This is a genomic window from Clostridium sp. Cult3, assembly GCF_021655115.1.
GTDB lineage: Bacteria > Bacillota > Clostridia > Tissierellales > Tepidimicrobiaceae > PPXY01.
Window position 1 is genome coordinate 53,087 of record NZ_PPXY01000003.1, and the last position, 14,448, is coordinate 67,534.

General features: G+C 34.7%; 14 protein-coding genes. 3 read left to right on the top strand and 11 right to left on the bottom strand.

The genetic code is table 11. The features are described 5' to 3' along the window. Positions 1-6: 6 nt before the first annotated feature. From C3E88_RS00895 to C3E88_RS00925, 7 genes are all read right to left on the bottom strand, one after another. The gene (locus C3E88_RS00895; RefSeq protein WP_236908169.1) at positions 7-963 is read right to left on the bottom strand and encodes a TIGR01212 family radical SAM protein; all 957 of its coding nucleotides are present in this window, start codon (positions 961-963) and stop codon (positions 7-9) included. A gap of 14 nt (positions 964-977) precedes the next feature. Further along, positions 978-3,077 carry a M1 family metallopeptidase gene (locus tag C3E88_RS00900; RefSeq protein ID WP_236908170.1) on the bottom strand — a complete coding sequence of 700 codons (2,100 nt, stop codon included), beginning with the start codon at positions 3,075-3,077 and terminating at the stop codon, positions 978-980. A gap of 123 nt (positions 3,078-3,200) precedes the next feature. After that, the gene (locus tag C3E88_RS00905) at positions 3,201-4,034 is read right to left on the bottom strand and encodes a Cof-type HAD-IIB family hydrolase (protein ID WP_236908171.1); all 834 of its coding nucleotides are present in this window, start codon (positions 4,032-4,034) and stop codon (positions 3,201-3,203) included. Positions 4,035-4,085: 51 nt separating this feature from the next. Beyond that, positions 4,086-5,387, bottom strand: coding sequence for a M18 family aminopeptidase (locus C3E88_RS00910; protein WP_236908172.1), 1,302 nt, complete (start codon positions 5,385-5,387; stop codon positions 4,086-4,088). A 99-nt stretch (positions 5,388-5,486) separates the two neighbouring features. Beyond that, positions 5,487-5,852: a DUF1292 domain-containing protein gene (locus C3E88_RS00915; protein ID WP_236908173.1), complete on the bottom strand. Its 366-nt coding sequence runs from the start codon at positions 5,850-5,852 to the stop codon at positions 5,487-5,489. Positions 5,853-5,953: 101 nt separating this feature from the next. Beyond that, positions 5,954-7,345 (bottom strand): site-specific DNA-methyltransferase, encoded by a 1,392-nt coding sequence (locus C3E88_RS00920; protein WP_236908174.1) that lies wholly within the window; start codon positions 7,343-7,345, stop codon positions 5,954-5,956. Between the two features lie 131 nt (positions 7,346-7,476). Continuing rightward, positions 7,477-9,609 carry an adenosylcobalamin-dependent ribonucleoside-diphosphate reductase gene (locus tag C3E88_RS00925; RefSeq protein ID WP_236908175.1) on the bottom strand — a complete coding sequence of 711 codons (2,133 nt, stop codon included), beginning with the start codon at positions 9,607-9,609 and terminating at the stop codon, positions 7,477-7,479. 195 nt (positions 9,610-9,804) lie between these two features. Between C3E88_RS00925 and C3E88_RS00930 the strand changes: the two genes are divergently transcribed. Then, the gene (locus tag C3E88_RS00930) at positions 9,805-11,154 is read left to right on the top strand and encodes a transglutaminase-like domain-containing protein (RefSeq protein ID WP_236908176.1); all 1,350 of its coding nucleotides are present in this window, start codon (positions 9,805-9,807) and stop codon (positions 11,152-11,154) included. A 45-nt stretch (positions 11,155-11,199) separates the two neighbouring features. Here the strand turns inward: C3E88_RS00930 and C3E88_RS00935 are convergent, their stop codons facing one another. The 3 genes from C3E88_RS00935 to C3E88_RS00945 are packed head-to-tail and all read right to left on the bottom strand — an operon-like array spanning position 11,200 to position 13,093. After that, the gene (locus C3E88_RS00935) at positions 11,200-11,697 is read right to left on the bottom strand and encodes a GAF domain-containing protein (RefSeq protein WP_236908177.1); all 498 of its coding nucleotides are present in this window, start codon (positions 11,695-11,697) and stop codon (positions 11,200-11,202) included. Between the two features lie 10 nt (positions 11,698-11,707). Beyond that, complete coding sequence (locus C3E88_RS00940) at positions 11,708-12,064, bottom strand: DUF3221 domain-containing protein (RefSeq protein WP_236908178.1); 357 nt, start codon at positions 12,062-12,064, stop codon at positions 11,708-11,710. A gap of 51 nt (positions 12,065-12,115) precedes the next feature. Continuing rightward, a complete protein-coding gene (locus C3E88_RS00945) occupies positions 12,116-13,093 on the bottom strand; it encodes a D-cysteine desulfhydrase family protein (RefSeq protein WP_236908179.1) in 978 nt (325 codons plus the stop codon). A gap of 177 nt (positions 13,094-13,270) precedes the next feature. On the opposite strand from C3E88_RS00945, the gene C3E88_RS00950 reads away from it, so the two are divergent. Then, a complete protein-coding gene (locus C3E88_RS00950) occupies positions 13,271-13,543 on the top strand; it encodes a putative signal transducing protein (protein ID WP_236908180.1) in 273 nt (90 codons plus the stop codon). A 21-nt stretch (positions 13,544-13,564) separates the two neighbouring features. Next, positions 13,565-14,002 (top strand): YaiI/YqxD family protein, encoded by a 438-nt coding sequence (locus tag C3E88_RS00955; RefSeq protein ID WP_236908181.1) that lies wholly within the window; start codon positions 13,565-13,567, stop codon positions 14,000-14,002. A gap of 173 nt (positions 14,003-14,175) precedes the next feature. Here C3E88_RS00955 and C3E88_RS00960 read toward each other — a convergent pair. Next, the coding region (locus C3E88_RS00960; RefSeq protein ID WP_236908182.1) for a GNAT family N-acetyltransferase at positions 14,176-14,448 on the bottom strand (273 nt) is incomplete at its 5' end.

Consider the following 14,448-nt stretch of genomic DNA (forward strand, 5'->3'; position numbering starts at 1 on the left):
ATTTTTTTATTTTTTAATAATTTTTTTCAGAGCCTTTCCATTTAGATAGTTACACTTGATCCCTTGTTTAGTATTTCTTTTTTCCATCTCAGCTACTATTTCATCCCTGATCTTCCACCAGGATTCATTCCAGTTGACGAATAAAGAATTTTCCTCTGGCGCTCGGCCTATAATCCTTTGGATTACTATGTTTTCGTCTAAGTGTTCTAGAAAGGTAATTACCCTTTCCATATACTCCTCCTTAGATATTAAGGAAATCTCTCCTTCTTTGTACATCCTACCTAGTTCAGTCCCTTCTACTATATATAGGGCGTGAAGCTTCACCTCCTCAACCCCTAGAGCAGAGAGTATTTTGGCATTTTCTATTGCATCCTGGGTGTTATCCCAAGGAAGATTTAGTATCAAATGGGCACAAGTTCTAATGCCATGTTTTTTGTTTCTGATTACGGCGTCTATGAATTCGGCTAAAGAATGCCCTCGATTTATCTTCATTAAGGTATGGTAGTTTACCGTCTGTAGACCTAGTTCTACAGTTATTTCCAAATCATATTTTTCTCCAATATAGGCTAGATACTCTAGGTATTCATCCTGTATGCAATCTGGTCTAGTGGATACGGATATGCCTACTACATCTTCTACTATGGATTCTTCTATTTGTTCTTTAAAATCCTCTAAAGGCATATAAGTATTGGTAAAGGATTGAAAGTAGGATATAAATTTTTTAGCTTTGTACCTCCCTTCTATATATTGTTTGTTCTTTTCTACTTGTTCTCTTACGGAGAGGGTATTGGGAAGGTTCTCAAAGGAACCTCCTTCCTCACCACAGTATATACAGCCACCAGTACCTACACACCCGTCCCTGTTGGGACAAGTAAGAGGTAGGCTTATGGGAAGCTTATATACCTTTTCTCCAAATTTATCCTTTAGATACTGGGAATAAACATTGTATACTGATATATTCATATAAATTCACCTTTCTATTGGTACATTCCCTGAATTTCTATGTCTCCTGTATTTATTATAAATTGGTTACTATTTTGATATATTGGATTGTACATGTACATGGTATCATATGTTAAATCGGGTTCATCTGCCTTTGTTGCAGCTTCATGTTCATCCATAAATATTATTAAAGCTAACTTCTTAGGATTGTAAGGATTTTCTGCTATAAAACTGCCTGAAACATTTTCATTTTTTATAGATACTCCATTGATATCTATAGTATCCAAATCCATCCTTATAGGTAATTTAGATGATAGATCTTTCATCAGACTATGTTTTTTAGGATAACCTATTATTACTAGATTTTCCTTCTTATCTTCTTCTGTAAGCTTCTTTTCCTCTAGGACTTCTAAGTCTATGCCATATTCCATCTCCAAGTTAGTCTTAAAAAAGTTTATAAATCCATCTGTATCCTGTGGACCGCCTTTCTTAACATAGGCAGGCTTTACTAACACTATCTTTTCTCCCTCTAAACCTCTAAGGACGATGCTTCCTATTATCAGTCCCTTTTCCTCTACCATTCTCTTCAGTTGACGTTTTTCCATATTCCTATATAAATCCATTCTTTCTTCCTGGGTCAATTCTATATCTTGAGGATAATAATTAGGGTCCTCTATGGCTTCTGCCATGGCTTTACCTATATCCTTTCCCCCTACTTCATCTATTACACCTAATAATCCATCTATGGTAGCATTTTTAAATAGATATCTTTCATAATAGGTTTGAAGGATTTCCAGAAACTTCTCTTCTCCTAATCTTTGCCTTAAATCCTCAAAGAAGGCTGGACCTTTGCCGTTATATATTACCTGTCCATAGTTTCCCCAATCCTTAAATTCATCTACACTACTATTTAACGTCAGCGTAGTGGAGGGATATATATAATTTCTAACAGCATAGGCAACGCTATTTTCGTGATATTTCCCATATTCCTGTTCAAAATAATAGGCGGTCATAAACACGGTTAAGGATTCATCTAAGAAGGGTTCTTTAAACTCATTGTTCCCTACCCCTACATACCACCATTGATGCATGGTTTCATGGACAGCAGCTTCTATAGTAAAGGGTGCCTGATCCTTTAAATCTACCTTGGATAGATCCCCATATCTACCCATCTGAATTACTTGGGGGTATTCCATAGCCCCTCCGGAAAGAAAAGTTTCCCCTATTCTCAATTCATCATAGGCATATTTACCTACGGTTTTGTTCATAAATTTTACGGTTTTGGCTACTTCGTCTAGTATAATCTCTGCAGTTTTATCCCCTGATTTTCCTTGATCCTTCATATAATAATGACTAATCTTTATACCATCTACTTCTTTGGTCTTTACCTTGTAATTAGGACTCATGAGGATTACAAAATCCCTCACCTTTTCTGCCTTTAGGCTTAAGACCTTGTTCTCTCCTATTATCTTTTCCTCTACTATAGTTCCTGTAGGAGCTACTACCATGTTCTTAGGTACAGTTAATTTAACATAATAGTTAGATACATCACTATAATTGGATTCACCTATGGGATGGTAAGGGTTTTCATCCCACTTTTTAGTCTTCTCATCGTATATGGATAGAATAGGATACCAATTGGTTAGGGAATAGGTATCATTAATATGGTGAATACGTTGATTTCCTTGTGGAACCTTTAATGTAAACTTGATCCTTATATCTACCTTTTCACCTTTTTTTATTGGCTTCTCCATCTTTAGTTTAAGGATTTGATCATCAGCTGTATACTTGACCTTTTTGTTGTTGATATGTACTTCTTGTATTTTAATATATCCCTTTTCCTCTTCCTTTAACTGTTCCCCATCTTGGAGATACATGCCACCAATAGTGGGCATGGTCTCCTGAGAAGAGTAGGAATTTGGATATAGATGGAATACCAATTCCTTCAGCTCCCCATTATAGGAGTTGGTAAATTTTACATTCTGCTCCCCTTCTACTATGCTTTCCTTAGGGTTTAGCTTAACATCCATATGGTATTCCGTAGGATTATCTAAATCCACGGCAAAACCAATTTGAAAACTGCTTAAAATAATTATCAGTACTAATAAAATAGACAGGTGTTTTTTCCTATTCAAAATATCCCTCCTCATTATTTCAGAGCTACACCCCTAGTGCAGCTCATTTTTGATAAAATCCAATACCTTCTCTGCATGACCTTTTGCCCTTATGTTTCTAAATTCCTTTACCAACTCCCCTTCCTATAACTTTAATACCCTTTTTAATTCAAAAGCAACCCCCGATTGATTGTTATCCTTTTCAGTTATAATATCTGCCACGGCTTTTACCTGTTTGCTGGCATTTTTCATGGCTATACCACAGCCAGCATTTTTTATCATCTGGGCATCGTTGTTGTCATCGCCTATGGTGATAATCTCTCGAGGGGATATTCCCTTCTCCCTGGCATATTCCAATAGGCTTAGCCACTTGCAACCCAGTGGATTCATAACTTCCAAAAGAGCTTCAGCTACTTGGATATTTTCCATCACATGAGAATTGTATCTATTAGGGTGTCTTTCGTTGATATCTAAATGGAAGCTCTCTAATTCCCTTCTATTTCCCGCATATATGACTGCTAATATCTTATGGTCTTCTAGCTCCAAATAGTCCTCTATTTGCCTATATCTTGTTTCATCAGGAGATATATAGTTGTTATATCCTTGATTCTCTTTTTCCATTTCAATTATTATATCGTATCCTTCTTCATAGTTATCTACATGAACTATAGGATGTAGACCTCTTCGTCTACCTTCTTTTATCAGAATCCTAAAGTCCTCAGCATCTAAATATTTTTTGATTATTATTTTATCCTCTAGAGTGTCTCTTACTATATTGCCATTGTTGGCTAATATGATTAAAGACCTGTCTATGTCTTTTACAAGACGTTTTGCCGACCAATATCTTCTTCCTGTGGCAATTACAACTTCATATCCCTTGTCTATTAGTTCATGAATTAATATTAAATTTTCCTTAGGAATATCCTTATTGTCATCTAATAAGGTGCCGTCTAGATCTATGGCGATTAGTTTGTACATTATACCTATCACCTCATATAATACTTTTATCTAATTATACCAAAGCCTTAATTATAAGCTATAAAATTCTTTAAAGGATCTATATACATAATGGTGATCTAATACTCCCCCTAATTCCCTAATGGAGTGCATAGCTAGTATTGGGTTCCCAATATCTACTGATGGAATGTCCAATTGAGTTGAGGAAATAGGTCCTATGGTAGAGCCTCCCCTTTCATCGGATCTGTTGACAAATTTCTGCACTGGTACTCCAATGGACTTACATATACCCTCATAAATAGCTGATGATAGACTATCCGTAGTATAGGATTGTCTAGCAGATATCTTTATGGTTGGGCCTCCATTGATTACCGGTCTATTAGTTGGATCCTGTTTACCTGTATAATTGGGATGTAGTGCATGGGCCATATCTGCAGATATCAAGAAAGATTTGGATAAGGCTCTATAGTAATCCTCTCTATCTTTGCCTAAAGCTAGGGCTATTCTTTCTAAAGCTGTCCTGAGCATTGGACTGGCTGCCCCTTGTTTAGTAGTACTACCTACTTCTTCATTGTCAAAGCATACTAATACATTGGTAGCCTGGGATACTTGACTATCTACAAGACCATACAGTCCTGCATGAACCATTGCTAAATCGTCTAATCGGCCTATAGATATGAACTCTTCATTAAGCCCTACTAGAGATCCCTCTTCTGTATCATATAGGAATAGTTCAAAATCCAATATGTCTTCTACCTTAATATCCAGTTCTTCTGCTATTAGTTTTAATAGAAAACCATCTTTCTCAAATTTATCATCGATCATGGATACTAAAGGTAAAGTGTCGGTTTGAGGATTTATCTTGACACCTTCATTTACCTTTCCATTCATATGGATAGCTAAGTTGGGTATGATCATCAATGGTTTTTTCATATTAACAAGCAATTTCTCAGGTTCTAGAGGATTGTCCGTTTTTATAGTAACCCTTCCTGCTAAGGATAGAGGTCTATCAAACCAGGTATTAAATATTGGTCCTCCATATACTTCCGTATTCAATTTTAGATATTTGTTTTCTACTGTCATTTCAGGATTAGGTTTGATTCTAAAGGTTGGGGCATCTGTATGGGACCCTATTAGTCTAAAGCCTTCTTCTTCTACTTCCCCTTTGCCTACTACAAAGGCTATAAGAGCAGATTGATTTTTAACTATGTAATACTTGCCTTCCTTTTGTAGATTCCACTGGTCTTCTAATTTTATTTCTTTAAAACCTTTTTCTATGAGTACTTCTTCTACCTTGCTTGTTGCATGGAAGGAACTAGGGCTTTCCTGGATAAAATCCATTAAGGATTTTGCAAAATCTTTTTCCTTATTCATGAAATCATCCTTTCTCTTTTATTGTCTAAAATGATTATACTATTAGTATATATATACAAAAAAAATACTTCAACTAATTAGCTGAAGTATTTTTTTGATTTATTCTTCATCTTCTTCATCATCAAATGATAAGTCGTAATCTTCCTCTTCATCATAAAAATCTAAATCTTCTTCTACGAATAATTCATAGAAAGCTTCGGAAACCGTTTCAAATTCTTCATCGTCTTCAATGTTTATTAATTGAAATCCTTCATCATCTTCTTCAAATCCATATAGGAATACTTGATCGTCATCTAAGGGAACTAAAGCTATATATTCGTAGTCCTCTACTTCAAATATTCCCAGCACTGTACATTCTAATTCTGTACCATCGTCAAGGGTAAGGTAGATAATATCCATTTCCTCAGGATATCCATGTTGGTCTTCACAGCCACAGCCACAGTTTTCATCATGGTTTTTGTTCATAATCATTCTCCTTTATAAAATATTTTATATACTATATGCTAATAATATCCTATTTTATTATAGAAGTATACAGGATATTAAAATATTTTATTTTTTATATTTTAATATATGATCACCCTTTCCTGAGCTATTTCCAATACAATATCCGATTGAAGTCCAAATATATCGATGGATTTTATGAATATTTTTTGTCCTGGTCTAAAGCTATCCCTTTTTAACTTTATTTTGGATTCAATGGATAGCTTATCTCCTCTCCGATAGTCCTTCCAATGGATTATAGGCGTCTCACCATCATAATCCATATCTATGCCAATGAAATCTATAAGGGCTAGGGAGTCATTTAATAATATTTCCATAACCTTTTGTTTATATTTATTGTTCATATCTATTTTTTCTATATCTATGTAGTATTTATCCAATTGTATATGAAGTTCTTCTTTTTTTATTATATCCACATGCTTTATATATAATTTACCTTTATTCAGTGAAGAAATATCGGTGTTGTAAATACAATAAGTTTTAGATTGGTTGTCTATCAATCGCTTGTTGATTGTAGTAAGAGAAAGGCCGCCTTTATCTACCATTATCCATCTCCTATTATGCTTTTCTGCTACTACACCGGTAGTGCCACTACCGGCAAAAAAATCTCCAACTACAGAATCTTCATTAGAGGAAGTGAGGATTATCCTTTCCAATAGTTTTTCTGGCTTTTGGGTATCATAACCTACCCTTTCCTTGGCCGTTCTACCTACCATGTCTATTTGCCATACATCTCTTAATTTCACCAAGGTATACCAGCCTATTTCATCTTCAAATTCCTCTACTCCCTTAAATCCATAGGGTTTTAATCCTCGATTATAAGACTTTTCCAACTGGGGATTGAATATATAGTCTTTAGTTTTACTATACACCAATATATTGTCATGCTTTCGTGAAAAATATCTATTGCTAGTTCCTCCTGATTTGTAGGCCCATATTACCTCATTTAAAAAATTTTCTCTTCCAAATATCTCATCCATTAAAATCTTCACATAGTGAACAGCCCTATAATCTAGGTGAACATATATGGTACCCTTAGGGCTTAACAACTCCCTCAGTAGATATAATCTTATATATATCATTTCCAGATAACTTGCAAATCCCCTTTCCCAAGTATCCCTATAGGCAAAATACTCTAGGGTTTCTTTAGCATCTCTATTCTCAACTACAATTCTTCCTTTGTAGTTTGCATTGGTCAAAAATGGCGGGTCTATGTAGATTAAATCTAGCTTTTCCCTATAGCCTTCCTCTAGCAATTTTTCCATTATGATTAAATTGTCCCCTTGATATAGCTGATTTATCCATTTTTCTTCAGTAGTTTCTCGCCTATTTGACGCCTTTGGTGGAATAAGCATCTGCTGTATAACTTGGTTTTCATAATCCCTATCTAGTATTCCCCTTGCTGTTTTTTTTCCCTTTTCAACTACTTGAAGCAATGCTTCTATGATGTCCATATTGACCTCCTTTAAATAGATCTATAAGGATATTATACTATATTTGAGTACCTAAATGTCATCTTGGGCATTAGCAAAGGGTCTCATTTTTCAAAGAAACATATGAGACCCTATACTTAATTGCAGGATTTTTATATTGAACAAGGACTATATCCACAATCTTGACATTCGGAACATCCACCGCTATGGATTAAAACACCACCACACATAGGACAATTATCTGGATCCTCTTTTAACTGTTCTTGCACCAGTTCATCTATTTCCTGCTGCAATTTTTCAATCTCTTCAAGTCTGCTTAATTTGGATTTATCTGTGATTAGTATTCCCGATCTAGCACAGCCATCCCTATATATGGTAACCCCTTTGAGACCTTTCTTCCAAGCGTACATATATAGTTCTTCTACTTCTTCCACAGTAAATTCATTGGGAACATTCACCGTAGAGGATATACTAGCATCTATATACTGTTGCCATGCCGCTTGCACTTCTATTCTAGATTTATAATCCAAGTTTGAGGTAGTTACAAAGAAATCTGGCAAATCCTCTTCCCTGGTTATACCGTTTCTATCCATGTATTCCTTCACTATAGGAGTAAACACCTTATAGTAAGTGTCCTCATGATGAAGGGATTCAGATTTTCTAGTATAAGATACTTGAAATATTGGCTCCAACCCATTGCTACATCCAATCAATGTAGATATGCTTCCTGTTGGTGGTATAGTCAAAAGTTGAGAATTTCTTAGACCATGCTTTTTTATCAATTGAAGTACATCTTCCTCTGCATTGGATAACAAAAATGGTGATTTTAAAACCGCCTCTTCTTTGTATCTAGGGAAGGGCCCATGTTCTGCTGCTAAAAGGGCTGACTGCCTTAAAGCCTCGTTTATCAACACTTTCCCTATTTGATGGATTAATTCTATAGATTCTTGACTGCCGTATTTGACTCCCATCTTGATGAACATATCGGCTACTCCCATAAGACCAAGACCTATCTGCCTTAAATCCCTAGACATTTCTCTTTGTTTCTCCAATGGATGAAGATTCATATTTTCATCTAGTACTTCATTTAAGTAGATAACCCCCTCCCTTACCATTTCTTCAAATCTTCCAATGTCAAATTCTGCTTTAGGTGTAAATGGGTTTTTGACGAATTCGCTTAGGTTTATAGAGGATAGATTACAGGAACCATAACCTGGTAAGGTCTCCTCAGCACAAGGATTTACCCCTGCAAATTCAAAGCTATCGTCTTCACTCATTAAATGCCAAGAATCAATGCGATCTTGATATAATATACCTGGTTCGGCCATATTCCAGTTGTTTTCCGCTATTTTTCTAAATAGCTCTCTAGCTTTTACAACTTTTCTAATTTCTTCACCAGTAGCATCTACATAGAAATACAATTCATATTCCCTATCTTCTTCAACAGCTTTCATGAAATCATCAGTAATATTGATGGATATATTGGCATAATTTACCTTGTCTAAATCATTTTTCACATCGATAAAATCCTCAATATCTGGATGACTACAATCCATATTGAGCATCAAAGCCCCCCGTCTACCTTTCATGCCAATTAGTCCTGTAACTAGGGAAAATAGATCCATGAAGGATACTGCACCAGTAGTGGTATTGGCTGCATTATTTACTTTTGCTCCCTTAGGCCTTAGTTTAGATAGATTAAGTCCTACCCCTCCACCATAGGAATAGGTCCTAGCCATGTATTTAGCCGTATCAAATATGGATTCGATATTGTCCTCAACTTTAGGCATCACATAGCAATTACTAAGTGTAATCTTCCTACCATACTTGTCCAAACCCCTTCCTGCTAATATTCTCCCTGCAGGCATGAATTTCTTGTCCTTTATAGCCTTCTTAATATAATTGTTGCAACCGCTTACCCTAGTTAAGAAATCATCAAAACTTTCATTTTCATATCTATATTTTTTCTCATATATATCCCTTTGTAAATCCGACATCTCCCAACCATATTTTCTAAGTCTAGCCCGTTTATCTCTATATAAAATGTACTTTTTAGCCACATCTGGTCGAGAACCCATGAGTTCAATTTCTACAAAGTCTTGAATTTTCTCTATATGTACCAGATCTGAAGTGCTGAAAGTATTAAATGCTTTATCTGCTATCTTTTTAGCTATGGTTTCATCTACTCCTAGTTCTGTTTCAGCCATAGCTTTACAAATGGCATTAACTATTTTCTCTCCTTCAAAATTGACAATCATGCCATTTCTCTTTTCAACCTTTAACATAAAACCCCTCCTACCCTATATATAGTGTTTCCTTTGTATTCATATACTATATATACACAATGTATCACAAGTTTAAACTAAAATCAAGGTGATTTTTCCTACTTTTATGCTCATATATAAACTATATACTTTTAAATTTACCTAACTAACTATATAATATATTAAAGTGGATAGTTTACTATAGGAGGGATTGTTTTGAAGGATTATAGATTCTTAATGTTAGATTTACCTGAGGATATAAATAAGCTAGTTAATTATGGGAACTTTGATAAGGCATTTGAACTAATAGATTTATATATGACGAGAAATATTCCCCAAATGCTAAAAGACAGATTATCTTTTGAAAAGGATAGGATTAGAAGGTTTAAAGAAGATTATACCTACTCCTATGATGAAGCTTTAGCCTTAGCCCAGGATAATATTAAAGGTTTTACGGTGGAAGAATTAGAATATATTAAAGACGAAAGATATGCAGATTGGATTTACATAGATGGGGAAATTAGATTTCACAAGAGGTTCTTAGAAAACTCCATTAAGGTTCATCCTACTTTAGAAAAAAGACTAATCAACCCAAGGGAAGATACTCCTAATATATTGGATAAAGTTATTGATGATATTATCGAAAATGGCCGAAAAAAATATTTTATCCATGTAAAAGTTGGATTAAAGCTAGATCCTAAGTATGCAATGAAGGGAGAAACCATAAGGGTTCACCTGCCTATTCCTAGAGAAGCTCAGCAGATAAAAAACATCCAAATAATAAACACTTCCCATGAACCTAAATTTATTGCACCTACTAGTCATCCCCAAAGGACCATCTATTTTGAAGAGGTAGTGGAGGGAGAAGATGAGTTTACAGTAGAGTATTCCTATGAAAGCCATATTGAATATAAAAATACATCTGCTGATAGGGTTTCCCAAAACCAACCTACTTTTTATACTGAAGAATGGCTTCCCCATATACGATTTACCCCTTTTCTAGTGGAATTGGCACATTCCATTGTGGAAGATGAAAAAAATCCCCTATTAAAGGCAAGGAAAATATATAATTACATTACCGAAAATGTACAATATTCCTATGTAAGACAATATGCCACCATAGTAAATGTTCCTGAATATGCTGCTTATAATCTGAAGGGAGATTGTGGCATACAAGCTATGCTATTTATCACCCTCTGTCGAATAATGGGAATTCCAGCTCGATGGCAATCGGGACTAGTAGTAAATCCATATTCTATTGGCTCCCATGATTGGGCAGAGTTCTATATAGAGCCCTTTGGTTGGCTATTTGCTGATCCATCCTTTGGCGGCGGTGCATTGAGACGGGGAAATGAAAAGAGATGGAATTTTTACTTTGGTAACCTAGACCCTTTTAGAATGGTGGCTAATTCTGAATTTCAGTACGATTTCTATCCCGAGAAGAAATTTTTAAGGCAAGATCCATGTGATAATCAAGACGGTGAGATGGAGTATCTAAATAGACCAATATTTAACAATGAATACCAGGTAATACAGGAGATAATTGAGGTTAAAGAGATAAGATAAACTCCAACAATGAGACAGTAAGGGACGGTTCTCGCCGTCCCAAAATTATATACATTCCCAATCTATATATTCATTTAGTATATCTACAAATCTGATGAAGTATTCCTTTTCCAATTGAGTAAATCTATCCTTCTCTGGACTGTCTAAGTCTAATACCCCGTATACTTTATCCCTTTTTATAATTGGTATTACCAATTCCGAATTGGAGGCTGAGTCACAGGCTATATGTCCTGGAAATTGGTGGACATCAGGAACTAGCTGAACCTCCCTGGTTTTAACGGCTGTGCCACATACGCCTTTGCCTATATCTATTCTGTTGCAAGCAGGAAGACCTTGAAAAGGTCCTAGTACCAGTTGTTCTCCCCGCAATATATAAAAACCCGCCCAATTAAGCCTATCTACACAAGCCATGATTATACCTGTTGCATTGGATATATTGGCTAAAGGATCTTCCTCTGAACTTAGTTGAGATTTTAATAGCAAATTCATATATTTTAATCTTTCCTCTTGATTCATGTTTTTTATTGGATCTAATTTAAACATAATACCCCCCCTAATCTCCTAGTATTTTTATCTTCTTAGCTGTTCCCTGAACCGGATAGGATTCTGCAACGGCTCCATCAAATATTACTTCTACTGTTAAGCCTTCCTCTAGGTCTTCAACGGTTACTTTTTCATCCCCTTTGTAGATAGTTGTATTATTATCTACTGTAATACTAGCACTATCATACATAGTATCATCTTCCACTGGCCCCTCCACTATAATACTCTGTATCAGTGCACTTTCCTCATCAGTATATATTTCCTTAATCTCTCCTCTTATACCAATGGTTTCTATTGATTCCTTGGCACAAGCAGTATTAAACATCATGATAGAAAATATTAAAAGTAGTAAAAGTAACTTTTTCATAGCGGCCCCCTTTTTACAAAGTATACTAATTATATTTTAGCAAATATTATATCATTTAAGCAATCCTCTCTGATCGCTATTCCACCCAAATAATCCTCCTGTATGAATAAATAATATGTTTTCATGTTTATCAAAGCTGCCCCTTTTTATTTCATTAACCAGTCCATACATGGCTTTACCGGTGTATACTGGATCCAATATTATTCCTTCTAACTTTGCAAAGAAGTGAATAAATTGTATTTCTTCAGTTTGACTCAAAGCATAGCCTAATCCTGGGTATCCATCTATTATGTCAATTGTCTTTTTGTCTACAGGGATCTCCTTACCTGTATAAGTGGCAATGTCCCCTAATAAGTCCCCCACTATTTCTTGAAAATGCTCCCTGCTGTCGCAGATATTAAAACCATAAATCTTAGCAGGATTATCCCTTATATAGTTTCCATAATATAGACCTGCATAGGTGCCACCAGAGCCTACAGTAACTACTATGGAATCAAATTTAATTCCTAGTTCCTTTTCTTGTTTTAATATCTCGTCCATGGCATTTACATAGCCTAGAGAACCTATGGCATTTGAGGCCCCTTCTGGAATTATATACCCTTTATACCCTTCTTCTTCTAATTGTATCCTTATGCCCTCCATTATTTTAGTCCTATGGTTTTTATACTCTTCTGATGTTACAAATCTTATATTTGCACCAAGCATCTTATCTAGAAATAGATTGCCTTCTGCTTCTTCCTTTTCATCTCCCCTTAATACAAGGTATGAACCTAATCCTAGCTTAGCTGCCACTGCAGCTGTAGCCCTAGCATGATTGGACTGGATTCCACCACAGGTAATCAAATAATCACAGTTGTTTTCCAAGGCTTCTCCTACAGAAAACTCTAATTTCCTTATCTTGTTACCTGATATTTCTATGCCTGTTTGATCATCTCTTTTAATATAGATATTCTTTCCTAACTCATGGCTCAATCTATCTAACTTCTCTATTTTGGTAGGTAAATTAGCCAGCCTAATTCTTTTTGTCATTTTGTCACCCCTAATTCTTCTAATAATTCTAGTCCATTATTATATCTATTCAATTTTTTATATGGAAATCCTTTTTAATATTCTATGATTATTTCATTTTTAACAATTTATTAATAATCCACCTACCATATGGGTATATATTTTATATATGATAAAATAATCTTAGGAGGGAATTATATGTCAAATAAAAAGTCTGATATTAATAGGGAGATTTATAAAGATGATATAGAAATGGTCCTTTTAAAAACGGTAAACCATCCTGTAGAATTAAACTTTATAGAAAATATACTAGATGAAAATAATATCCCATATATCCTCAAAGACCCAGCCAGCGGTGGCTATATGAGAATATCTAGTGGTTTTTCCATCTATGGCACAGATATATTAGTAGAAGAATCCACGTATGAAAAAGCAAAAGCCCTTCTTGAGGAATTTCCCTGGGGAGAATAATGATTAATTAGAGGTGTTTGAATGACTATTTTTGTTGATGCTGATGGTTGTCCTGTAGTTGATATTGCAATAAGAATCGCTGAAGAAAATAATATTAAAATAGTAATAGTTAAAAATTATGCAGTAGAATTAGATGACCCTTATGCAGAAATCGTAACTGTAGATATATCTAAGGATAGTGCCGATTATTACATAGTAAATAGGATTAAACCTGGTGATATATTGATTAGCCAGGACTATGGCCTGGCAGCTATGGGGTTAGCAAAAAATGCTTATTGTATTAATCAAAATGGATTATTCATTACAGAGGATAATATTGGTGAAATATTGAACAGAAGACATATTCACCAAACCTTACGAAGAAAACAAAATATCTATACTAAGTTCAAAAAAAGGGATCCTCAAGCTGATGAGGATTTTGAAAAGAGCTTAAAAAAGCTTGTTTTATCTATATCTTGATTTAGCTTATACATCATATTGCAGCTCACTGGTACTCCATTCTTTTCTCAGTATTCCATATATAATACAATGTACATAATCAATGTTCTCTATTTGAATCGATTGATTTAAACATCTCCTCTGCGTGATGAATGTCAACTAATCTTAGTTCAATATCATTATCAATTATATGCTTAAACATTGGTTATACCTTCATATAAACCTTTTACCATTATAAGACAAGGATTATGTTCCCCCCAAATTCCTTTAATTTCTTCGATTGGATAAAATCCTAATTTATTATAAAATTCTCTTGTTTTTTTATAATTCTTATCTGGATGACTTTCTCCAAGAGTCTTAACCATTAAAAATTTATAATTATTCTTTATCAAATAACTTATGGCTCTTTCAACTAAATCTCTACCTATTCCTCTATTATGATATTCTTTAATAATCCCCATAACATA